At 46.4% G+C, this 23,739-nt stretch carries 20 protein-coding genes; 11 read left to right on the top strand and 9 right to left on the bottom strand.

All coding sequences use genetic code 11. From position 1 onward, the window contains the following. Positions 1 to 28: 28 nt before the first annotated feature. Genes L0Y31_RS02340 through L0Y31_RS02330 form a run of 3 tightly spaced genes read right to left on the bottom strand, consistent with a single transcriptional unit; the run spans position 29 to position 2,922 of the window. Positions 29 to 1,159, bottom strand: coding sequence for an amidohydrolase family protein (locus L0Y31_RS02340; RefSeq protein WP_234735509.1), 1,131 nt, complete (start codon positions 1,157 to 1,159; stop codon positions 29 to 31). Positions 1,160 to 1,204: 45 nt separating this feature from the next. Beyond that, a complete protein-coding gene (gene ispF, locus L0Y31_RS02335) occupies positions 1,205 to 1,687 on the bottom strand; it encodes a 2-C-methyl-D-erythritol 2,4-cyclodiphosphate synthase (protein WP_234735508.1) in 483 nt (160 codons plus the stop codon). After that, on the bottom strand, positions 1,684 to 2,922 hold the full coding sequence (locus L0Y31_RS02330) for a M16 family metallopeptidase (protein ID WP_234735506.1): 1,239 nt from the start codon (positions 2,920 to 2,922) through the stop codon (positions 1,684 to 1,686). The genes ispF and L0Y31_RS02330 overlap by 4 nt, the downstream gene beginning before the upstream one ends. Before the next feature lie 122 nt (positions 2,923 to 3,044). On the opposite strand from L0Y31_RS02330, the gene L0Y31_RS02325 reads away from it, so the two are divergent. Further along, on the top strand, positions 3,045 to 4,154 hold the full coding sequence (locus tag L0Y31_RS02325) for a tetratricopeptide repeat protein (protein WP_234735504.1): 1,110 nt from the start codon (positions 3,045 to 3,047) through the stop codon (positions 4,152 to 4,154). On the opposite strand, the gene L0Y31_RS02320 is transcribed toward L0Y31_RS02325, so the two are convergent. From L0Y31_RS02320 to L0Y31_RS02310, 3 genes are all read right to left on the bottom strand, one after another. Continuing rightward, positions 4,151 to 6,016, bottom strand: coding sequence for a DNA polymerase III subunit gamma/tau (locus L0Y31_RS02320; RefSeq protein ID WP_234735502.1), 1,866 nt, complete (start codon positions 6,014 to 6,016; stop codon positions 4,151 to 4,153). The genes L0Y31_RS02325 and L0Y31_RS02320 overlap by 4 nt on opposite strands. Before the next feature lie 48 nt (positions 6,017 to 6,064). Further along, positions 6,065 to 6,298: a hypothetical protein gene (locus tag L0Y31_RS02315; protein ID WP_234735500.1), complete on the bottom strand. Its 234-nt coding sequence runs from the start codon at positions 6,296 to 6,298 to the stop codon at positions 6,065 to 6,067. Between the two features lie 136 nt (positions 6,299 to 6,434). Then, on the bottom strand, positions 6,435 to 7,004 hold the full coding sequence (locus L0Y31_RS02310) for a DUF6962 family protein (RefSeq protein ID WP_234735499.1): 570 nt from the start codon (positions 7,002 to 7,004) through the stop codon (positions 6,435 to 6,437). A 115-nt stretch (positions 7,005 to 7,119) separates the two neighbouring features. On the opposite strand from L0Y31_RS02310, the gene sucD reads away from it, so the two are divergent. From sucD to L0Y31_RS02270, 8 genes are all read left to right on the top strand, one after another. After that, positions 7,120 to 7,998, top strand: a complete 879-nt coding sequence (sucD, locus tag L0Y31_RS02305; RefSeq protein ID WP_234735498.1) for a succinate--CoA ligase subunit alpha — start codon at positions 7,120 to 7,122, stop codon at positions 7,996 to 7,998. Positions 7,999 to 8,108: 110 nt separating this feature from the next. After that, positions 8,109 to 9,236, top strand: coding sequence for a DUF4271 domain-containing protein (locus L0Y31_RS02300; protein ID WP_234735497.1), 1,128 nt, complete (start codon positions 8,109 to 8,111; stop codon positions 9,234 to 9,236). A 42-nt stretch (positions 9,237 to 9,278) separates the two neighbouring features. Continuing rightward, positions 9,279 to 10,064 (top strand): uroporphyrinogen-III synthase, encoded by a 786-nt coding sequence (locus L0Y31_RS02295; RefSeq protein WP_234735496.1) that lies wholly within the window; start codon positions 9,279 to 9,281, stop codon positions 10,062 to 10,064. Positions 10,065 to 10,253: 189 nt separating this feature from the next. Next, complete coding sequence (locus L0Y31_RS02290) at positions 10,254 to 11,231, top strand: PorP/SprF family type IX secretion system membrane protein (protein WP_234735495.1); 978 nt, start codon at positions 10,254 to 10,256, stop codon at positions 11,229 to 11,231. A gap of 232 nt (positions 11,232 to 11,463) precedes the next feature. After that, positions 11,464 to 12,558 (top strand): T9SS ring complex lipoprotein PorK/GldK, encoded by a 1,095-nt coding sequence (gene porK, locus L0Y31_RS02285; protein ID WP_234735494.1) that lies wholly within the window; start codon positions 11,464 to 11,466, stop codon positions 12,556 to 12,558. 64 nt (positions 12,559 to 12,622) lie between these two features. After that, positions 12,623 to 13,450 carry a type IX secretion system motor protein PorL/GldL gene (gene porL, locus L0Y31_RS02280; protein ID WP_234735493.1) on the top strand — a complete coding sequence of 276 codons (828 nt, stop codon included), beginning with the start codon at positions 12,623 to 12,625 and terminating at the stop codon, positions 13,448 to 13,450. A 115-nt stretch (positions 13,451 to 13,565) separates the two neighbouring features. Continuing rightward, on the top strand, positions 13,566 to 15,167 hold the full coding sequence (gene porM / locus L0Y31_RS02275) for a type IX secretion system motor protein PorM/GldM (RefSeq protein WP_234735492.1): 1,602 nt from the start codon (positions 13,566 to 13,568) through the stop codon (positions 15,165 to 15,167). A gap of 63 nt (positions 15,168 to 15,230) precedes the next feature. Further along, entirely contained in the window at positions 15,231 to 16,283 is a 1,053-nt protein-coding gene (locus L0Y31_RS02270) for a gliding motility protein GldN (protein ID WP_234735491.1), read from the top strand. An 84-nt stretch (positions 16,284 to 16,367) separates the two neighbouring features. Here the strand turns inward: L0Y31_RS02270 and uvrC are convergent, their stop codons facing one another. The 3 genes from uvrC to porW all read right to left on the bottom strand — a co-directional run bounded on the left by uvrC (position 16,368) and on the right by porW (position 22,962). Next, complete coding sequence (gene uvrC / locus L0Y31_RS02265) at positions 16,368 to 18,176, bottom strand: excinuclease ABC subunit UvrC (RefSeq protein WP_234735490.1); 1,809 nt, start codon at positions 18,174 to 18,176, stop codon at positions 16,368 to 16,370. 111 nt (positions 18,177 to 18,287) lie between these two features. Continuing rightward, complete coding sequence (locus tag L0Y31_RS02260; protein WP_234735487.1) at positions 18,288 to 20,654, bottom strand: penicillin-binding protein 1A; 2,367 nt, start codon at positions 20,652 to 20,654, stop codon at positions 18,288 to 18,290. 112 nt (positions 20,655 to 20,766) lie between these two features. After that, positions 20,767 to 22,962, bottom strand: coding sequence for a type IX secretion system periplasmic lipoprotein PorW/SprE (gene porW / locus L0Y31_RS02255; RefSeq protein ID WP_234735486.1), 2,196 nt, complete (start codon positions 22,960 to 22,962; stop codon positions 20,767 to 20,769). A 147-nt stretch (positions 22,963 to 23,109) separates the two neighbouring features. Here porW and L0Y31_RS02250 point away from each other — a divergent pair, with 147 nt between their 5' ends. Both L0Y31_RS02250 and L0Y31_RS02245 read left to right on the top strand, forming a co-directional pair. Continuing rightward, complete coding sequence (locus L0Y31_RS02250) at positions 23,110 to 23,361, top strand: AtpZ/AtpI family protein (RefSeq protein WP_234735485.1); 252 nt, start codon at positions 23,110 to 23,112, stop codon at positions 23,359 to 23,361. Positions 23,362 to 23,363: 2 nt separating this feature from the next. Next, positions 23,364 to 23,726: a hypothetical protein gene (locus L0Y31_RS02245; RefSeq protein ID WP_234735484.1), complete on the top strand. Its 363-nt coding sequence runs from the start codon at positions 23,364 to 23,366 to the stop codon at positions 23,724 to 23,726. Positions 23,727 to 23,739 lie beyond the last annotated feature (13 nt).

Below are 23,739 nucleotides of genomic sequence, written 5' to 3'. Positions count from 1 at the left end.
TGGTGAAATCCGCCAGCGCAGTTTGTTGTCAATTGGGAAATAGAGACTTATCTAAGCCCGGAATAATTCGCAACGCATTTTTGTAATAGACTTTTTTCAGTACTTCGTCGGGGAGTGCCATGCCGTACATGCGCCAGAAAGCGTGGTATTTTTTATGGTACGGAAAGTACTCATCGTCCGATTCCAGCACGCGGAAATAGGTCGCGTATTCGGAGGGCACCCAGCTATCTTTTCCAAACAAAATCCGGTCCTGATGCTTTTCAAAAAAGGCCCGCGCGGCCCGTGGCTGGCGACCCAACTCAGCAATGACAGCACCAATTTCCACATTCATATTGGGAAATACCTTCATCAGGCTATCCAGCTTGACCAGATCGTTTGGATACCAGCCCATGTGCGCATTGATAAACGTCGTTTTCGGGTGTTTCCGAAACACGTTATGCTGTTCGGCAATGAGTTGCTCCCAAGACATTGAGTCGTCCTTCGTCCGTCTGCGATTTGGGTGAGTTTTCAGTTCTAGCCAGCGTTCGTTAAAACGATCCATCGGATCCCAGAAGGATTTGGGCTCCCCGGTGTGAATGAGCACCGGAATGCCCAGCTCACCGCATTTTGTCCAGATGGGATCGAGGCGCGGGTCGTCTACACTGACCCGTTTCCCCGCGACATCTTTCACGTTAAAACCGAGACTCTTGTAGATTTTCAAGCCTTTAGCGCCTTTTTTTACGTCGTCTGCCAACTGTCTGACAGCTTTGTCCGTCCAGCCTTTGTCGCCAATGTTGGCAAAGTTGATGTTGGTGAAGAGGACCAACCGACTGGGTGCTGTCTTGTGGGTATTGGCCAGCGCCTGATCCAAAAAACGAGTGCTGGCAGCAACCTCACTGCTAAAACCACGACCGCTGAGGTTGACCATAATGCCCATGTTCAGGCTGTCCATCTGCGTAACCAGTTTCGTCAGATCGCCATTATCCATGTTATACTGGTGGTTATGCACGTCGATAAACGGGTACTTGGAGCGGGTTATCTTGTGTTCAGCAACTTTCAGGGTCGAAACGGGTTCGTATTCTTCAAAGTCGATGGGGCCGCTCGGCGTTGATACCTTGGGCTGCGCCAGCGCTGTCGCCGAAAGCAACAACAAAGCAGGTAAGCTACGAAAACAATGCATGGTTAAGATCAAGTTGGTGGTTGGGCAAATAACGGTTATTCGAACTTACGAAGTTTTGTAAATTAATGCTACGCAGAACGCCGCAATGCCTTCTTTACGGCCCACAAAGCCCATGTGCTCCGAGGTGGTTGCTTTAATGGAAATATCTTCTTCCGGGATCTGCATAACCCCCGACAAGCAGGTTTTCATGGCTGGAATGTGCGGATTTAGTTTCGGTTCCTGCAAAACAACCGTCACATCGACATTGGAAATCTCGTAGCCAGCTTCACGAATCATGCGCAGCACTTCGGCTAGCAATACTTTGCTATCGACGCCTTTCCAGCGCGGATCTTTGTCCGAAAAATGATAGCCGATGTTCCGCATGTTGGCGGCTCCCAGCAACGCGTCGCACAAAACATGGCAAACCACATCGGCGTCAGAATGGCCGTAAGCACCGTGCGTATGCGGAATTTGAATGCCACCGAGCCAAAACGGATGCCCTTCTACGAGTTTATGAACGTCGTAGCCTTGCCCTACACGAATTTTCATGCTTTTGCCCGGTAATACATGGTCGAACTGTTTTGCTTGGTCAGCAATTGCTGGGCCATCTGCTGCACATCGTCGGGGGTAACCGCCTGAATCCGATCCGCTTCCTGGTTCACCCAGTCGGCATTGCCGGCGTTGGCAGCGTACGCTAAGTTCATCGCCCGATTGAGCAATTCCACTTCTGAGAAGGCCAGCGTTGCTTCTGCCTGATTTTTTACTTTCAACAATTCCTCTTCTGGTACGGGTGCAGCAACGAGTTCCTGCAAAATGCTGTCAACGGCGGCGTCAGCTTCCTCCAGCGAAACGCCCGCGTTTAAGGAACCGCTGACCACCAATAGGCCCGGATCGAGCGAACCTGTGTTGTGAGCCGAAACCTGGGAGAAAAGCCGGTTACCTTTTAATAATTGCTGATACAGACGCGACGACTTTCCTCTGCCCAGCACATCAGCCAGTAAATCCGCTTTGTAATAATTTTCGTCAAATCTACCTGGCATGTGGTAGACCTTATAAAGAACGTTTAGGGGTACATCGGCGCTCGTTTCCAGGAAGCGAGCTTCGGTCTGGATGGGCTCCTGAATCAGGTCGCGCACATACGGATTACCCGCTTCAATCGGCTCGAACCACTTCTTACACAATTGCTTAACCTGCTCTACCGTAACATTGCCGGCGACGACCATAACCGCGTTGTTAGGCAGGTAATGCTTAAAGAAAAATTGTTTTACATCATCCAGCGTAGCATCCTCAATGTGGCTAATGTCTTTGCCGATGGTTGCCCATTGGTAGGGGTGGTGCTGGTAGGCAAGTGGGCGTAACCTCAACCAAACATCACCGTACGGTTGATTCAGGTACCGCTGCTTGAACTCTTCAATCACTACTTTCTGTTGGACCTGTAAAACCTGTGGATCAAAAGACAAACTGAGCATTCGGTCCGATTCCAGCCAGAAAGCCGTCTCAAGGTTGGCCGCAGGAAGTGTAATGTAGTAATTGGTAATGTCGGGCGAGGTAAAAGCATTGTTTTCGCCGCCTACTTTCTGAAGCGGTTCGTCGTAGACCGGAATATGCTGGGAGCCACCAAACATCAGGTGCTCAAACAAATGGGCAAAACCGGTGCGATTGGGGTCCTCATCGCGAGAACCAACATTATACAGAATATTGACAGCAGCCATCGGGGTGGAGGAGTCTTCATGGACATACACCTTCAGGCCGTTGGTAAGTACAAATTGTTCGTATCGAATCATGCGTGATCAGTTGCCGATGTTGAAATCGTCGTAGTTTCTTTCAATTACGTGAAAAAACAAAGGTAGCGGTCTGAAAAGTTTGTTCAAAAGAGAAACCATACCCATCCATCTAACGCATCGTAATGAAAAAAATATTCTTCTTTCTTCTTTTTTTGTTGAGTTCTCAATTGGTTTCAGCGCAGATTACGACGGATGCGGCTATGCAGCAAACGATTCTGAAAGCGCTGGATCACATGTATAATTATCAGTTTGACGCATCGGAAAACTACCAGCGGCAAATTCGGGCTAAATATCCCCAGCATCCGGTTGTACCCATTTTAAGGGCCATGCAACTTTATTGGGAGTATCTGCCCTTGCGGGATAACAAGGCGGTTACGGCTCAGTATGTGCAATTGCTTAATCAGGGACTGGCTTTGACAGAGAAGCGCCTAAAGGAAGATAAGAACGATCCTGAAAGCGTATTTTTTGCCTTAACTGCCCATAGCTACCTGGCGGCGAAATACAACTTCGATGACGAAACAATGAAGGCGGTAGGGGAGGCCAAAAAGGCGTATACGTACCTGAAGCAAGGCTTCGACCTTATGGAGCGTAATCCGGAATTTTATTTCACGACGGGGCTTTATAATTATTACGTAGAGCGCTACCCGCAAGATCATTCCATTGTAAAGCCCGTAATGTGGTTTTTTCAGAGCGGGGATATGGCACTAGGCATCCGTCAGATGGAAACGGCAATCCGGCGTGGTGTTTTCACGCGGGTTGAAACGGCTTTTTATTTGATGCACATTTACCTGGAACACGAAAACCAGCCGGGCCGGGCCGCCGCCCTCGTGAAAAATTTAGCGGATAAATACCCGAATAACCCTTTGTTCTCCATGCGCTCCGCCGAAGCCTTACTGCTGGCTGGCCGTACGGCTGAGGCGCTGCCCTACCTGGAGCGCATTCAGAAAATGCCCCAAAAAGTGCTGGACATGCCCACAAAAGCGCTGGAAGGCTTGTATTATGAACGCACATCGGAAGAAGAAAAGGCATTAGCCGCTTACCAGGCAGCCATTAAATTGCCTTTCTACGCGGAGTTTACCAAAGAGTTCCAGGGCCATGCTTACGCCGGACTGGCTCGTCTGGCTGCTCGGTCCGGCGATAAGGCAAAGGCAAAAAGCTATTACAAAAAGACACTGGATATTGCAGAATATAAAACGACCAAACGGGAAGCTAAAGCCTTTTTAAAGCTTTAATAATCTACATCAAGTCCCAAGGTTCGTCTTAACTCCAGCAGCGCCGGATTTTTTTCGGCCAGGTAGTTAAATTTATCCTGAGCCGTATAAATCATTTTGCGCGATTCCTGCGGTGCTACTTTATGGACTAGCTGAATCTGCGTATTCTGCAATTCCTGACGTAAATACGTCATCAAATCCTGTCGCAGATCGTTGAGGAGGTCGGCCTGGAGGGAGTTATCCAGCGTAATGTGAATTGTTTGCCCATCGTCAGCGAGTTGAAATTCGCGGTTGAGCATAATCTGCTCCGTCATTTGTCCGCCCTGCTGATCGCGCATCCGAGAAAAAGCCTGCCAGGTTTTTTTGAGTTGCTCAAAATTAAATGGCCGGTTAAGCACGGGAGCGGGGGGCGCCAGCACCGCAGTTTCCGAGTCAGCACCGTATTCCGCCGTTTTAGCGGGCTGCGCTTTGGCGTCCAGACTAATCGTTGAGCGCAATCTGGAACTCGTCAGCCGTACCGGAACGGGCGGCACAACGGGCGGACTTGCAGCCGGAGGCGGGCTATTCGTGGCTGTCTGGTAGCTATTGTACGGTTCGCTGGTCAGCGGCGGAGCAATAGCTGGCTCAGGTTCAGCAGCTTTTGGCAAATCCAGATGAACGGGCTGATCAGGTACGGATACCGGCTGACTGTCAGGGCTTAATTCAATTGATTCAGGCTTTTTTTTTACAACCGCTTCGGCTGGCTGAAGGATCGTTGACTGTTCTGGTAAAGAATCAAAATCTAGCACATTGGCGATATTAGCCAATTTAATCAGGCAGACTTCCACGTGCAGGCGTTGACTTTTTGCTGCTTTATAAGCCAAATCGCATTGATTGCCAATACTTAGGGCCGACAACAGAAAACTCATCGGAGCGCGGGCCGCTTGCAGCGCATATTTTTGCTGAACGCTTTCCGTTACCTGCAAGAGCTGAATAGTTGCCGCGTCCTTACATACCAGCAAATTTCGGAAATGCTCGCAAAGACCTACCAAAAACTGATGGCCGTCGAAGCCTTTCCGCAGGATTTCGTCGAAAACGAGTAGGCTTTGGGGGACGTTAGCCTCCAGCAGAAAATCAGTTAGGCGGAAATAATAATCGTAGTCCAGAATGTGCAGATTTTCCAGAACCTCGCGGTACCGAATGGTCCGGTCGGTGGCGAAGGTCACATTCAGGTCGAACATTGACAGCGCATCCCGCAAACCGCCGTCTGCTTTTTGAGCGATTAATTCCAGGGCTTCATACTCGGTACCGATGGTTTCCTGGCGGGCAATGTTCGCCAGATGGTCGGCAATATCGCGGGGCTGAATCCGGTTGAAATCAAAAATCTGGCAACGTGATAAAATCGTTGGCAGAATTTTATGCTTCTCCGTGGTTGCCAGAATAAAAATGGCATAGGCAGGCGGCTCTTCCAGCGTTTTCAGAAAAGCGTTGAAAGCCGCTGAGGAGAGCATATGCACCTCGTCAATGATGTATATTTTGTATTTTCCAGATTGGGGCGGGTAGCGAACCTGATCAATCAGATTCCGAATATCTTCCACGGAATTATTCGATGCCGCATCCAGTTCGTGGATGTTGAACGAAGCATTGTTGTTAAAACTAACGCATGATTCGCAGGTATCACAGGCTTCTGCCTCAGGGGTCAGATGCTGACAATTAATGGTTTTGGCCAGAATACGGGCGCAAGTTGTTTTCCCTACGCCGCGTGGACCACAAAACAGGAAGGCCTGCGCCAGGTGATTCGTGCGGATTGCATTCTTTAACGTAGTCGTAATATGTGATTGCCCGACAACGGTATCAAACGTAGCCGGGCGGTACTTCCGGGCCGAGACAACAAAATTCTCCATAGGTGCAAGTTAGCCATTTTCCCGGAAACAGAGAGCGGATTCTTGGGATCAATCGTCGCGAAGTACCAGAAACTCTACTCCTTTTTCGGGAGTCTGCGGGAGATGCCAGTGGCGAAGCACGTGGTCTTTAATTTTCTCTAAATCACCAGACCTGACTTCGTTTCCCAGGTTTGAAAAATTGAACCCTTCACCTGGATAGTGTTCTTCTCCAACAAAAATAGGCATGATCACTCTTTTTGGATCATACAGATCAGCGTAGCAGCGGTATACTCGAACATTCATATAGATGGTAGTGGTTTTGTAACAAAGAGTTACAAATTAATTAAAGAACAAATTAATTGTCCAGACCTACCCTGTCTAATTTAAATAAAATTTTTTGTGGAAATAATCTCTGTCTGAGAATCAGCACAAACTGGCCTTACTGGGTGGCTTTCCCAAAGCAGATCAGTGCCAAAGCAGTTGTATAATGATAAAAGTCGGTTTGGTTTATTTTGATTAGGGGAGCCACTTTGGTGGCGAGGGCCATAATCATAACGGCAAAAATAAGCCAGACAGAACGGGGGTCACGGCGGATCAGGCCCAGGCAGGCCAGCAGGATAACAACCAGCATGGACAAAGCCTGGACGGCGGGGGTGAAAACGCGTATTTGTGGTTTGAGCAAGAGAACAAACAGACCCAGTCCGACCGTAATAGTGAGCCAGAATGTGCGGACAGAAATTGTTTGGCGCTGAATAAGTGCCCAAACACCAACGGCCACGCAGGTTGCACCCAGGCTTCCGGAAAGAATCTGTAGCGACTCGTGCAATGGAATCATGTCTGAGAGTCCACCAAACCGGACCACACCTACCACCGCTACCATTGAGATGGTGAGCAAAAAAAAGCCCCAAATCAATCGATTATACCAACGCTCTTTTTGAAAGTAATGCCAGAAAACATAGACGCCCATTGCCGCTAAGATGGCGCCAGAAATCATATTGGATAAATTCATGGGGGAAAATACGAATTTTGTTCTTATTCCTTTTCACTCTACTTTTGCCACGGTCTGATTGACTCACTTCCTATAGCTTTACGAATTCATAGCATAGTACAGATTTACAACCATCATGAGCGTATTAGTCAATAAAAACTCGAAAGTAATCGTACAGGGCTTTACAGGTTCAGAAGGAACCTTCCACGCACAGCAAATGATCGAATACGGAACCAACGTAGTTGGTGGCGTAACGCCTGGTAAAGGCGGTCAGACGCATCTTGATCGGCCCGTTTTCAACACGGTCAAAGAAGCGGTTGAGCAGGCGGGGGCTGATGTATCGATTATTTTCGTACCACCGGCTTTCGCGGCAGATGCCATTATGGAGTCTGCTGATGCTGGAATCAAGGTAATCATCTGCATCACGGAGGGTATCCCGACGAAAGACATGACGGTTGCAAAAGAATACCTGAAAGGCAGAGACGTACGTCTGATCGGGCCTAACTGTCCGGGTGTAATGACTGCCGAAGAGTGTAAAGTAGGTATCATGCCGGGCTTTATTTTCAAAAAAGGAACCATCGGAATTGTTTCTAAATCAGGAACATTGACGTACGAAGCCGTTGACCAATTGTCTAAAGTTGGTCTGGGACAAACGACGGCAATCGGTATCGGTGGAGACCCGATTATTGGCACAACCACTAAAGAAGCGGTAGAACTTCTGATGAACGATCCCGAGACAGAAGGTATTGTTATGATCGGTGAAATCGGTGGTGGCATGGAAGCTGAAGCTGCGCACTGGATCAAAGAATCAGGCAACAAGAAACCGGTTGTTGGATTTATCGCTGGTCAAACGGCTCCGAAAGGTCGTCGTATGGGCCACGCTGGTGCCATCATCGGTGGTGCTGACGACACGGCTGCGGCGAAAATGCGCATCATGGCCGAATGTGGCATCCACGTTGTTGAATCACCGGCGCTAATCGGCGAAACCATGCTGAAAGCATTGAATAAGAATTGATCATTAAAAATGAACAATGAATAATGCCGCGTAAGCCCTCGCTTGATTCTCATTATTCATTGTTCATTTTGTCTGTTGTGTTGAACAAAATTTTATTTCCCGCTCTGCTTATGCTGCTCCTGGCCGTGCAAGGTATGGCGCAGGGAGTGGGACCCAAACAACAATTTTACCCTGTCAAGGACTTTCGTAACGACTGGCTGGTTTACGATCCGGTTTACAAGTCCTATATCCCCTATATTGACGAGCAGCATGCGGCCATCCCGGCTGTAAGCCTGTTTCTTGATCTGGAAAGCAATCGCCGCTACCAGCTTCTGGTTTCTACCCGCACGGATGGGTATCTATTTATTGACGCATCCTTACGCCTACGCTTACCCGCAAACACCTGGCAGGTTATCAATATTGATAGTTTGTACAAAGCCTACCGGAAACACGAAATTTTTCTGACTCTTTACGGCAGTCCCGGTGTCAATGACAAAATGGTTTTTATCGGCCATCAGAAATCGCTGTCTCAGAAACCTGTTGTACTGACAGACACGGGCATGAGTATTTTGCCTCGTCGGATGTCGCCTTATGAGAATTTCTTTACCTTGGCGTTATTGTTTATCGTTGCCAGTCATGCCCTTCTTTTTAATCTTTTTCAACGGGCGTTTCTGCGGTTCTTTAGCATTCCTGATTTGCTGACGTTAAATAGCCGGGAAGAGTCATTTTTAGCCAGTAAACCTCTAAGTCGAATCAATTTACTTTTCATGCTCAATCTGAGTTTTGTAACGGCTTTTACTTATTTATTACTGGAAAATAAAAATATCGACATTTTTGATTCTGGAGATCTGCTTACTGAAGGACAAAATCTCGGACAAATAATTATTAATTTCTTTGAATTAAGCGGTTTTGCGTTTCTCGCGTTTGTAGGAAAATACTTACTTATTTTGAGTATTGGTGGCTTATATAAGCTGGAAGAAATGGCCAATCTGCATTTTTTTAAAGCCTTACAGTCCTCAATTCTGTTTTTTACGATTGCTTTTGGCATAGCTACTCTGGCCGCCGTTAACTTCCCTGCTAATCAACCCTGGTCTGCTTCGTGGATCCTGATCCCGTACATTAGTTTTTATTTAGCGCGTTTGGCACTACTATACGTTGCAATCGCAAACCACGCGGCTATCAAAAATCTGTATTTATTTTCTTACCTTTGCATTGTTGAATTGATACCCTTAATTATAGGCATTCGGTTTGCTCTTTAACTGCGGGTTCAGGCTTCAAACGACAAAACGAGGTACAAGTCGATGAGTGAAATTACCACGAAGAACGATCAGGAAAGGTTAACGAAAGTTGAGAGTATATTAGTAACTCAATCCCGTCCAGCCGACGAAAAATCACCTTACTTTGAGATTGCCAGTCGCTATAACATCAAGATAGATTTTCGGCCATTCATCCAGATTCAGGGTGTCTCTTTCAAAGAGTTTCGCAAGCAGCGCATTAATATTCTTGACCATACGGCTATCATTTTTACGAGCCGTAATGCTATTGATCACTTCTTTCGCATTTGTCAGGAAGCCAAGATTGAGATGCCGGCCGACATGAAGTATTTTTGTGTTACTGAACAAACGGCCAACTACCTGCAAAAGTACATTGTGATTCGGAAGCGGAAGATCTTTACCGGAAACAAAACAGCAGCTGATTTATTCGACCTGATTCGTAAGCACAAGGCAGAGAAGTTTCTGTTTCCCTGCTCCAATATTCGGGGAACGGATATTCCAGAGTTTATGGATACCAGCGGCCTGCATTTATCCGAAGCCATCATGTACGAAACTGTTCCGACAGATTTCACGGATTTGCCCATCGAAAGTTACGACATCATTGCGTTCTTTAGCCCATCGGGTGTGACGGCTTTGAAACATAATTTTCCGGAATTTCAGCAAAAAAACACCCGGATGGCTGCCTTTGGACCCACAACGGCTAAGTCTGTAAACGAGGCTGGTTTTATTCTGGATATCGAAGCTCCGTTACCCAATGCACCGTCCATGGCCGGGGCACTAGAGCTTTATATTAAAAAAGCCAACAATCTGTAAGAAACATACGTTAAGAAGAGGCTGGACATTTGTTCAGCCTCTTTTTTATTTTCAATATTTTTGGAAAATCTGCGTTTAGTAAGTATTATGCCTGAAAGAGTTAAGGGCTAAAAACAGACCAGTGAACGTGTTTTTTATCAAGCGGATACTGACGATTCTTGGGCGGCTTTTAACTAATTGATTTACTGTATGGTTCGTAAAATATACTCGCTTTTCTTGCTGATTGCCTGCAGTGGTTTACACACAGCTCTACATGCCCAGTCAGACCCCCAATTCAGTATGTATATGCTTAACCCGGTTTATTACAATCCGGCAGCAGTTGGATCAGAGGGTGTTGGACGCTTCCAGTTAGTCCATCGAACGCAGTGGGCAGGCTACCAGGGAACATTTGACGACGGTGGTGCACCCAGTACACAGTTGTTTTCTTTTAATATGCCGCTGGCGAAATACCGAAGTGGCATAGGGGTGTTTGCCATGAATGATCGGCTTGGACCCGAAGCAAACCAGGCTGTCATGGCCGCCTATGCATTGCGTTTACCCGTCAGCAAGGGAACGCTGGCTTTAGGTGTCCAGGGTGGAATCTATAATAAATCAATCGACTACAACCGCCTGCGTCCCGGCGAACCGGGTGACCCTTTGCTAGGCGCCGGGCGACTGAACCAAACGCGGCCGGACGTGTCGGTAGGGGCGCAGTTTAGCGCGGGAAATTATTACATTGGGGCTAGTATGCAGCACATTAGTCAGCCTGCTTTCCGCCTGGCCAACGAAGTTATTGTCAATCCACTGGCCCGCACTATATATGTTACCGGTGGCTACCGATACGCCTGGAATGAGCTAATCGATTTTATGCCTTCGGCGATTTACAAAATAAATACCAGTCCAGATCCGAGCATACAGGCTTCTTCCTTTGAAGTAAATATGATGGCCATGTATGACAAACGCCACTGGGTTGGACTAGGCTACCGGCAGCAGGATGCCATTATGGCTACCTTAGGGGTTAGTCTGCTACGCAATAATGCGCTGCGTTTTGGCTATTCCTTTGATTTTATTACGGGAGGACGGGGCGCCAAGAGCCCAACTTCACACGAATTATTGTTATCCTATTCATTGCCTGAGCCGCAAACAGGGCGTAAACCAATTATTCGAACACCTCGATTCCGTTATTGACGGACAGGCAATTCTACTCGCTTTTTGACTTTATTATTGTTAGGCAATTAAAGTCAAAGGATTAACTTTGTAAGTTAATCAGAGTTATAGGGTTTATAAGCACTTAGCGAATTAGTTACTATTTTTCTGGGTCATTGCATCAATCAAAATATTGTTCACATACAATAAACCAATCAAATTTCGTTCTTAGACTGGTTTGCACGAAGAACAGGTATTAACGCACGTTACAACTATGAGTCACAATTGGTTTACCAGCAACGCAGCCCGAGGGGTGATGGTCGCGACAACAATACTGCTCTTGCAGGGTTGCGGGTTTATTAAATCAAAATTTGGAGGTAAAGGGTCTGGAGATGACGTCGGAGTAACCAATGGTGAGGTGACGGCGACGGGACGGAAAGGTTATAAACAAACAACACCATACGGAATGGTGCTGGTGCCCTCAGGATCATTTATGATGGGCCAGGCAGATGAAGATTTGGCGGCTACTCAGGTAAACTTAAACCGCCGGGTAACAATCAGTTCGTTCTACATGGATGATACTGAAATTACTAACCATGAATACCGTCAATTTGTCAATGCGCTGCTTGCAGATTCGGTTTCGGTATTGGGCGAGGAAGAAATCATGTCAAAGTATTATCCAGATACAACCGTCTGGAAAAATGACTTTACCTACCACAATGGTGATCCAATGCTAGAGTATTATTACTCACACCCGGCATTTGATACGTATCCAGTGGTTGGGGTAAGTTGGCAGGCTGCGCAATACTTCTGTAAATGGCGGACTAATCTGTATAATGATTTCCGTTCGAAAGAAGGTCAATTCCATTCCCCAAGCTATCGGTTACCATCGGAAGCGGAATGGGAGTGGGCAGCACGCGGTGGCCGGGCTTCGGCTAAATATCCTTGGGGTGGTCCGTATGTTGCCAATGGAAAAGGATGTTACCTGGCAAATTTCAAACCACAACGTGGAAATTTCGATGCAGATGGCTATCCATACACGGCACCAGCTAACGCTTACAACGCCAACGATTATGGGCTTTACAACATGGCGGGTAATGTGGCTGAGTGGACGCAGGATGCTTACGCAGAAAATGCTTCGGCCATTGAGTGGGATATGAACCCAACAAATGATAATGCAGACGAGCCTCGTAAAGTAGTTCGTGGTGGTTCTTGGAAGGACATCGCTTACTATCTGGAAACTGGAACTCGCTATTACGAAAATGAAACGACTAAGCGTTCTTACATTGGTTTCCGTTGCGTAATGGATAACCTGATGGGACGGACCGCTTCATCCCGCGCAGGACGTGCCGGTGGTGCTCGTCGTTAAGAATAAAGTACCTGTATTGTAAACCTTAACAAGACACAAACCCCCAATAATTTTTTTTTGCATCATGGCTAAAAAGAACGCTAACAGTTCGAACTTCTTTTTTGATAAGTTATTACCAACTGTTTATAGTGCCGGTGCGGCAGTTGTCGTCCTAGGTGCTCTAGGTAAAATTCAACACTATGACTGGGGTGGCCCTATGCTGGTTGTAGGTTTGTCGGTTGAAGCTTTGATTTTTGCATTATTCGCAATCCAAACGTTTGCTCAACCTACCAATAAAGAACCAGATTGGACACGCGTTTACCCAGAATTATCTGATGATTATGACGGTGAGCTGCCACAACGTCGTTCGGCTCCTGCTCTTCAAAGCAATGGATTAACGGCTAACATGGATAAAATGCTGGCCGATGCGAAAGTCACTCCTGATATCTTCGAAAAACTAGGAACTGGCTTACGTGGTCTGACAACGACGGTTGGTCAAATGAAAGACATCTCGAGCGCAACAGTAGCTACAAACGAATACGCACAGAGCGTGAAGCAAGCTGCAGGGGCGATTAATGAAATGAATAAGTCTTACGGTGTAGCCGTTACAGCCATGAATGCTATGGCGGATGCAACGCAGGATGCAAAAGAATACCGGACTCAGTTCCAGAAAATTACGCAAAGCATGGGTGCCCTGAATGCCGTTTACGAACTGGAGCTTCAGGATACTAACAAGCACTTAAAGGCGATGAATGCATTCTATGGTAACCTGACCAGCGCCATGGAAAACATGGCCGATGCTAGCCGCGACACGCAGAAGTTCAAAAATGAACTGGGTCAATTGACAAATAATTTGGCTTCGCTTAACAACGTATACGGCAGCATGTTGTCGGCTATGCGCGGATCAAAATAAGGAACTAACTCTATTCGTATGAGCCGGTTCGCCGCTGTCGTCTGACGTATAGACAACAACGGCGAACCAGTTCAAACCTCAACCACAAACAAAAGGAAATCCACCATACATCTATATGGCAGGCGCAAAAGAGACACCCCGTCAGAAAATGATCGGGATGATGTATCTGGTATTGACCGCAATGCTAGCCCTTCAGGTTAGCTCGGCCCTACTGGAAAAATTCATTCTGCTCAACAGTAGTTTGGAAAGTTCGACTGGGGAAGCCAACAGAATTAACCAATCTACAATAGAATCCATTCGCTCAACCGTGGAAAAATCGGGTAACCGGGCAGCGGATTTAGCAGTTGTTAAACAGGCTGATGAAGTTCGGCAGTTGACAACAGCGGTTTTTAATCAAATTGAAGCAATCAAACAGCAAATAATTACCGAAGCAGGTGGCGGCCTTGACGAACAGGGTAACATCAAGACACCTAATGAGGAAACCAAGGTTGGTGCCATTATGATCGGTACCGGCAAAAAAGGAAAAGCGTACGAACTGAAGCAGCAGTTGGATCAATACATTCAAAAGTTGCAACAGTATAATCCGGGCGTAAAAATTGGTTCATTGGCTTTGGATGCTAATGATGATCCGGTGGCTAGTCGCTCAAAAGACCAACGTAACAAAGACTTTGCGGAACTGACTTTTGAACAAACACCTGTTCCAGCAGCCTTAGCTTCGCTGAGTTTACGGCAGGCTGATGTTCGTCGCCTGGAAGGACAAACGCTTGATTATCTGGCGACAAAAGTTGGCGCGCAGGACGTTAAGTTTGACAAAATCATGGCCATGCTGAGCATGGAGTCTAAAGTAGTTGTTGCAGGTACGAAGTTCAAAGGACAAATGTTCCTGGCAGCGTCATCCAGCGGAATTACGCCACGTATGAGCCTGAGCGGTGCACCCGTACGTATCCAGGACGGTCGTGGTCTTATTGAATTTACGGCTCAGGGTGGCGCTTATGATAAAAATGGTTTGGCCCGTCGGGTATTAACAGGCTCGATTACGTATACAACGCCAGCCGGTGAGAATAAAACGGTTACAATGAACCAGGAATATTTTGTAGCTAAACCAAGCTATGAAATTGAATCAGGTTCAATGCCACCACTTTATCTAAACTGTGCTAACAAGCTAAGTGTACAAAGTCCACAATTGGGTGCCCTGTGGAATCCTAGCTTTTCGGCAGATGGTGCTTCAGTTATTACGTCTGGCGAAAAAGGGAAAATCACAGTTGTACCAACGTATAAGCAAGTCACTCTAAAAGTTAGCAATGGCGGGTCTTTATTAGGAACAAATCCATTCCGGGTAAACACAGTACCAAGACCAACTCTGGAGTATTTTGTTGGTGGTTCACGAATTGGTGGAGACCCACGTGGCGTATCGGCATCCTCTGCTCGTAGTATTCGGGTAAATGCCGTACCGGATGAAAGTTTCAAAAACTATTCTCCAGATGATGCAAACTTCCGGGTAACTGGCATAAAAGTTTCACTGGCACGCGGAACTCGTCGGGTTATGGCACCTATTCAGCTAGGCTCTGGTGGCGGATCTATTGCTGCATTAGCTGCTGAGGCACAACCTGGTGACAAACTTGTCATTGAAATTGATGGGGTGCAACGTCGTAATTTTAAAGGTGATATCATTGATGTTCCAATGGGGAGTACATTGCAAAATGTATCTCTTTACTAAGAGCACTAAATGTTAATTGCAATCGTTATTAGTGAAAGATTATTGCAAAACAGCACAAGAATCATGAAACAAGTAGGACAAGCGGCAATAGCAGCTGTAATGCTGACTGCAATGGGAGGAGTCGTGCAGGCTCAGGAGAAAGCGACGAATGGGGTGAATCCGCTGTCGGTTCGTGAAATAAACGAAAGCGACATCATGATGAAAAAGACGTTGTGGCGCCGAATTGATCTGAAAGAAAAACAAAACCGGGCTATGTTCTCAAAAAACAATGAGATCACTCGGTATATTCTTGATGCTGTTAAGGCGGGCGTTCTGGTCCCATACGAAAATGACTCTGTAAAAACTGCAATGACTGTCGATAAATTTCGGCAGAAATTGATCATGCCGAATACGGGTGGTGGGCTTTCAGCGGAAGAAATTGCGGCTGGATTTACACCGGAAGGAACGGCAAAGGCAGATGACGGCTGGGGAACACCAACTAAAAAACCGACAGCAGCAACGGCTAAGCCGGCAGATGACGGTTGGGGAACACCTGCGCTTAAAAAGCAGCCAGTTGACGATGGTTGGGGAACACCAGCACCAAAAAAGAACACGAAAAAAGGCGCAGTAGCTAAAAATGCGAAAGGCAAAAAACCGGCTGCAGCGCCAGTACAGCCAGCAGTAGATAGTTCGGCTATGGCAAAAGCGCCAGTTATTACGGGTGATGAATATTTTGCCAATGAATTCAGCATTCTGGAAGTAAAAGAGGATTGGGTTTTTGATCGTAAACGCTCGCGCCTGTACTACGATATTCAATCAATTGGTATCGTTTTGCCAGCTGATAAAAATCCAGCCGGATTGGAAATTCCAGTTGCTTACTTCAGATACAAGGATCTGGATCAACTGTTCCGTAGCGATCCAAAGAAATACATCTGGTATAACTCACAGAACCAGGCTCAGCATAAAAACTTAGCCGACGCGTTCGACCTGCGTTTGCCCTATGGCCGAATCACGAAGTATTCCAATGCAGAAGACAAAGATTTGATCACCCAGTTTGGTGACAGAGAAGGTCTGTTGAAGTCTTATCAAACTGAGTATGATTTGATGGAACAGGAACACGGTTTTTGGGAATATTAATCAATTCGTAATTCATTTATAATATATAATACAAAGCCCCCTGAACACAGTGTTCAGGGGGCTTTTCTTTTGTTCTGGATAGCTTTATTGCTCAATCGCAGCAAAGTACTGCTTTATCTTTTGCGCTTTATCATTCCCCACTACAGTAGCAATATCTTCGATGGTTGCTTCACGGATTTTCTTGACACCTTTGAAGTATTTAAGCAGTTTAGCGGCGGTTTTCTTGCCGATTCCTTCAACATTTTCCAACTCACTAATCAGACTATTTCGGCTCCGTTTGTCGCGGTGGTAAGTAATTGCAAAACGGTGAGCTTCGTCGCGAATGCGTTGAATCAGCTTCAACGACTCAGACTTTTTATCGATGTAAAGCGGAAGGCTATCCTCAGGGAAATAAATTTCTTCCAGGCGTTTAGCAATACCAATAATTGGTACTTTTCCATACAAATCCAGGGCCTTAAGTGCTTCGCAAGCTGCGCTAAGCTGTCCTTTGCCGCCATCAATCACGATTAAGTCTGGTAGGCCAGTTTGCTCGTCCAGAACACGCATGTACCGTCGAGTAACAACCTCGTGCATGGACGCAAAGTCATTGGGGCCAATCACTGTTTTGATGGAAAAATGACGGTAATTTTTCGGTGATGGTTTGCCATCGATGAAGCACACCATGGCCGAAACGGGGTTAGTCCCTTGAATATTGGAGTTATCAAAGCATTCAATGCGGCTAGGTAGGGATTTAAGCTGCAAATCCTGCTTCAATCGAATCAAAACCCGGTCTTTCTTACTGGCACTGGCGGTTGCTTCGGCAGCGGCTCGCTCAGCTCGTTCACGTCGGAAATAAAGAACATTCTTCATCGACATATCCAAAAGCTTTTTCTTATCCCCAATTTGTGGAACAGTTATTTCAGCTTTCAGGTCAATCTCTAAAGGAATATTCGTAATGATCTCGGAGGCCTCGCTGCCATACGTATTCCTAAAATCAACAATAATAATGGCCAACAGATCGGCATCCGTCTCTTCGAGCTTCTTCTTAATCTCAATTGTCTGTGTTTGCGTGATGGTGCCGTTAATCACCTTCATAAAATTGACGTAAGCGCAAGACTCGTCAGACACGATGGTAAAGACATCGGCATCGGCAATTTTAGGATTGACCACCGTTGACTTGACCTGAAAATTCTGTAAAACATCCAGACGTTCCTTGAATTTTTGCGCTTGCTCAAACTGAAGGTTACTGGCGGCTTCAACCATCCGGGACTTAAAAAAAGCTTGAGCTGGTTGCAGGTGACCTTTTAAAATTTGATGTACTTGCTCAATTTCTTTATTGTATTCCTCCTCGCTGACCAAACCCTCACAAGGACCCTTGCAATTTCCAATGTGGTATTCCAGGCAAACCTTAAATTTACCAGCTTCGATGTTTTCGGGAGACAGGTTAAGATTACACGTTCGGATCGTAAACAGCTGGCTGAACATTTCCAGCATCGCATACATAGGCCGCAACGTGGCATAAGGTCCGTAGAATGTACCCAGCTTTCGATCAATCCGGCGCGTAGTGATCACTCGAGGAAAACGCTCATTCGTTACGCAGATAAAAGGATAGGTCTTATCATCCCGTAACAAAATATTATAGCGCGGTTGAAAGCGCTTAATCAACTGATTTTCTAATAAAAGCGCGTCAAATTCGGTATGAACAATCGTAAACTCAATTTTTCGAATCTGACTGACAAGCTTCAGGGTCTTTCGGTCGTGCTGGTTGGATTTGACGAAATAGCTGCTCACCCGATTCCGTAAATCCTTGGCTTTCCCCACATAAATCACCTCACCTGACGCATCAAAATAACGGTAGACGCCGGGTTCGTGCGGGATTTTTACTAATTCTTTTTTATAGTCAAAATCAGACATTTTTTCCGAAATGGCTTGAGGTAAGTAGTTGTAAATAGCCTACAAAACAAAACAACCGCTCTATGGGAAAGGTTGCCCAGCGGTTGTTTTCTCTTATACTAAAAAAGTGACTTAATTCAATATTTCCTCTTCGCCGGATTCGATCACTTTAGGAGGGATATAGCGTTGCGAAGAGTCTATATACGTGTTGCTGCCGCAATCAAGTGCCAGATTGAAACCATCAGGTTTACGGAACGGCTCCCGGGCGTAGGGATAACGTCCTTTTTGCAACGTTTTGTCCCCGTAGATTTTTTGCATGTAAAGCGCCCAGGCGGGCATTGCAAGACGTGCGCCCTGCCCAAAAGCCATATCACGGAAGTGAATGCTTCGGTCGTCGCCGCCCACCCAAAGGCCAGATACCAAATGCTGCGTCATTCCCATAAACCAACCATCTGAATAACTGGATGTTGTTCCAGTCTTAGCCGCAATTTCGTTGCCACCTTCCGTTAGTTTGTATTGATGACGAAGACGCTGGGACGTACCATTCGGATCTTCGACGGCTCCTCGCATCAAATACAACATTTGATAGGCCGTATTAGAATTGATAACCAGCTTTGTATCCGGGAAAAACTCTTTCAAAACATTCCCGTTTTTGTCGGCAATCCGAAGAATGGTTAAGGGTTTGAGCCGGTAACCTCCATTCACGAAGGTGCAATAAGCCGCTACCATTTCATAAACAGAGACATCGCTCGTACCCAGACAAAGCGTTGGATTAGCCTGTAATGGACTTTCAATACCAAGTTTACGCGCGTAATCAACAACCGTCTGCGACTTAGCCTGCTTGATCAAATAAGCACTGACCGAGTTAACTGATCCACCTAGGGCCTGGCGCAAGGTAAGCGGCTGGTAGCTATAGTGACCCGTTGAGTTGTTCGGAGTCCAGGACCTTGGACCATTGTGATCTTCGTAGGGAGCAAACGTGATGGGTTGATCCGTAACGCGGTCGCAGGGAGTTAAGAAATTGTTGTCCAGCGCAGTTAGATAAACAAAAGGCTTAAAAGTTGACCCCGGTTGCCGGCGACCCTGCCGCACGTGGTCGTATTTCAGGTGTTTAAAATTAATACCACCAACCCAGGCTTTGACGTAACCGCTTCGGGGGTCCATAGACATAAAGCCCACGTTCAAAAAGCGTTTGTAGTACTTGATAGAGTCCAGCGAACTCATCGTTGTATCTTTCTGGTTTAGCCGCCCCCCGTAAGTGAAAACACGCATTTTGGTTGGCTTACGCAATTCGCGCCAGATTGCCTTTTCGTCATCGCCGTATTCCTGTTTCAGGAGCTGATAACGTGGCGTCTTTTTGACAGCACCTTCAATATAATTGGGGAGTTCTTTCCAATTCTTGTTTTTGTCTTTGAACACCCAGGGATTACGCCCGCGCCAGTGTTCATAAAACTTCTTCTGCTGATCACGCATGTGCTCATAAACGGCCTCTTCGGCATATTTCTGCATGCGGGAGTCAATCGTGGTGTAAATTTTAAGACCGCTAGTATACAGATTTAGCTCTGCATCGGGGTGGGCATCGTTGTATTCCTCAATCCATTTCTGAACTTCATCTTTGATAACAGAACGAAAATAGGACGCAGGTCCCGTGTTCTGGTTTTCAATGGTGATGTCCATTTTGATTGGTTTCGCCTTATACAACGCAAATTGCTCATCCGTTAGAAAATTGTATTTCCGCATCTGCGACAAAACAACGTTCCGGCGCGTCAAGGCCCGATCTTCGTACCGGCGGGGATTCCACAACGTAGGGTTTTGCAGCATTCCGACCAGCAGAGCAGCTTCTTCAACGTTTACCTGCCAGGGTTCCTTGTTAAAATAAGTCTTGGCGGCGGTTTTTATCCCATACGTGTTATTTCCAAACGAAACTGTATTCAGGTACATCATCATGATCTCCTGTTTTGTGTAGTTTCGTTCAAGGCGAATTGCCAGAATCCATTCCTTCGTTTTGTCGATTACAGTTCGGACAAAAGGAATACTCCCCAGATAGCCCCGGTACTTTTGCGTACGAGTCTCAAAGAGGTTCTTAGCTACTTGTTGCGTCAGGGTACTGCCACCCCCTGAGCTTGCACGCCCCGTCAAAACACCCGAGACAGCCCGAAACATAGAGCGGGCATCAATACCAGAGTGCTTCACAAAACGCGCATCTTCCGTAGCCAGCAGGGCTGAGATCACATTAGGAGATACCTGCGATATTTCGATTGGAGTTCGATTTTCGAGATAATATTTACCAAGCAGAACATTGTCATCGGAATAAACTTCCGAAGCCAGTTCACTTTTGGGGTTTTCTAACGCTTTCAGGCTAGGCATACCGCCAAACAGCCAAAGAAAGTTAAAACTTACGGCGACAACATAGAAAATCAGCAGGATAATACCCACAAGGGCAAATCTCCAGATTCGTGCAATCAGTTTTCGATACGTCCCCGATTGAAATTCAAACATGGATTTGATGGTAGGTTAAAAAAACTAATCGGACAATCTACTGTTTTTTCTTATAAAACGAAGTCCGTTCAGGCAAAAGTACATATTTAAGCGCTTGACGCGGCGGCAAAACTTATTTCCGCTTGGCTGAAGTCTGCTCGGCAGCTACCTGCATTTCGCGCACGCGGGGCAGCAAATTACTGGAAGGATAATCCCGAATAAATTCACTCAGAGACTGGCGGTAAGGCTCTTGTCCCTGGATTTTTCCTATCAAAAGGATGCGCAGAAGGGCCATTTTATCTTCCACCGTACTGCCTGTTACGGCTGGCATAGCGGCCTCAATGCGAGCAAGTGCTTCGGTAACATTATTGGCTTGATACAGATTATAGATTTCTGTATACGTTTTTTGCGCTGTTGCTTCGTTTCCGCTTTTTTGACCTTCTGTGGATGCTCCCTTAGCCAGCTGCCGGGCATAAGACGAAGACGGAAATTCGGCTAGTAGCTTCTCTTTCCAGTTTGAAGCCTTGCTCAACTGGTCGTTCGAAAGCAGCAATAGATAATAAACTTCCGGTTTTGTCGGCGTATTCGGGAAACGGGTCAGCAGCGTTTCAAAGGTTGAAATGGCCTGATCGGGCTTATTCAGATTGAATTTATAAAGCTTTCCGAGCTTGTAATACGCATTTTCCAACCGTTGGTTCGATTGCTGTTTGGCTTCCGCCGAAAAAGGAATGGCCGCATACAATCCATCTTTCTCCATCTTTCGCGCCGCCGTATTGACTGGTTGAACAGTGGACTGCGTAATTAACGGAGTGCCATTGTTGGCAGGAATTTCGTTAGCTAATGGCTGGGAAGATTCGCGGGTGTTTCGACGCCAATTGTCGTCCAAAGTACGGTTCCCCCATTTCTGAATAAATTCAATCCTTCCCTGACTAATGCTGGTCGGATTATAAAGATACCATTTCTGCGTTGCTTCAATGTCGGAAGTCGCAGCCGGGCCACTGGCGGAGGCCACCACTCGCTCTGCTTCGGCCTGCAAACGTTGTTTTTCGGCCGCATTGCGATCAATGGACTCTTCTAAAAGCCGGTCTAGTGCAGCGGGATTCATCTGCGCCAAACGCTGTAGACTATCTTCGGTAAGGATAGTTTGTTGGTATAGCACAAATTCATCGACCACCTTTTTCCGGTTCTGGACCGCTTTGTAATCATCGGATTGGGGGGGCAAAAGCGCCAGTGTACTGTCGTAATAGACTTTTGCTTTGGGGTAGTTCTGAAGTTTCTCCAAATAAACCTGCGCTATTTCCTGGTAGGTATAGGGAATCTGCGCCGTATTCGTCGTGGTTGCTTTAATGGATTGTTGCCAGTAGTTGATCGCTTGTGGATAGGCACCCCGGCGCGCTTCACGTTGCGCCATCGTGTACAAGATCTTGTCTTTCAAATCAACATTTTTACGGTCGTCCAGCATCCGGCTAAAACGCTCCTGCGAAACGCTCTTGTCGTTTTGCATGGTTTGAATATCCGCGTAAAAGCTCTGTTCATAGGACGGGCGATTTTTCTGAACAGCCTGAAAATGAGCAAAAGCCTGATCCGGTTTACCAAGCAGATCATACAATTGACCGGCAATCAAATGCAGTCGGGCAGTGGCTTCTTCTTTCTTCAAAAAAGGAAAGGTAGCGTCCAGTAAAGCTGCCGCCGTGGCAAACTCGCCTTTTTGCTGATGCAAATAGGCTTTTGTCAGGTAATAGTCTCGGGTGTTATTTTTATTCAGAGGCTGAGCGCGAAGGAATTCCGCTACATTAAGGGCATTGTTATAATCACCTTGTTCAACGTAGGCCCGCATCAGATAGACCAGCGCTTCGTGTTTTTCGTCATTGCCCCGCCCTTTAGTGTTCACGTATTTAAACACTTCCATGGCATTGACATAATCTTCCTTGAGAAGACGCGCTTTGCCAAGAATTAAATAACTGTCGTCCAGCCATTTGCTATTCTGGTGACGTTCAGCAACCAGAGAAGCCTTTTTAATGGCGTCATCTACCTGCGCCCGAAGCGGAGCAATAGCCGTCGAATCCAGCGGCAACAGAATAGGCAGTACCTGGTTGTAATTTTCCTGGCGGTTTTTGAACAAGGTCTTATCGACCAGTCGCATGTGATCACGCGCAATGACGTATGCGTTATAGCGGGCATTCAGGTTATGATACCCCACCGGAACAGGGCGGGTGCTAAATTGGGAGCAGGCGTTACAGATGACAATAACGGTAGCCAATACAAGAACATTCCGAAATAAAGCTTCGGGAATTAAGCAGAAAAGCGGGTTTTTCAACCGGATGCGCATCAATTCAAGACTCAGTTAAGGTGGTTACAAGAAAGGTTTCTACCTTCGCGCAACTATTATCTTTTATAACGGTTATATTCTCTTTTCGGTATAGCGAAGTTGTACTAACAACAAAGTTATGAAATAACCCTTTGTATCATAAACGATATGGAAGCGAAACAGCCGCATAAGGAGGATAAAAATGGTTCGGAGGACGCAAGTAGCCAGGCCAGTACGTTCATAAAATATTCGGGCATCGGTTTTCAGATGCTGGCAACAATTGGGCTCGGCGTATGGGGAGGCTTGAAACTGGATGAGTGGCAGGGTAACAAAAACCCCATTTGGACAATTGTTCTGTCATTGACGGCAATTGGTGCTTCTTTATATCTGTTCATCCGTGGATTGCCCAAACAATCTTAAGCATGATTCGGAGTTTAGTTTTTACAATTATACTGGCAATTGCATTTTTTGCAGCCGACTATTACACAAATCCGGTCTGGTTGCATCCGCAATGGAAAGCCATCCTGATTTTTTTTCTGTGCATCTCGTTTCTGCTGCATCGACTGATGTCGGCTGGTTTTCAGAATAATCGCGAAAAATTTGTGCAGATGTACATGGCTTCCATTGTAGTCCGCCTAATTTTGAGCATTGCCTTTGTTGCTTTTTTCCTCTATCGGAAGGTCGATCAAAAGCAACTTTTCATAATTGACTTTCTTGTACTCTATTTATTTTATACTGGCTTTGAAATCCACACATTGAGTCGTAACTTGCGGCGCGATTTGTAGAACCGCCAATTCT

Origin of the sequence: Tellurirhabdus bombi, from assembly GCF_021484805.1 — a bacterium.
GTDB classification, from domain to species: Bacteria; Bacteroidota; Bacteroidia; order Cytophagales; family Spirosomataceae; genus Tellurirhabdus; species Tellurirhabdus bombi.
This window is presented reverse-complemented; position numbering and strand designations above follow the sequence as displayed.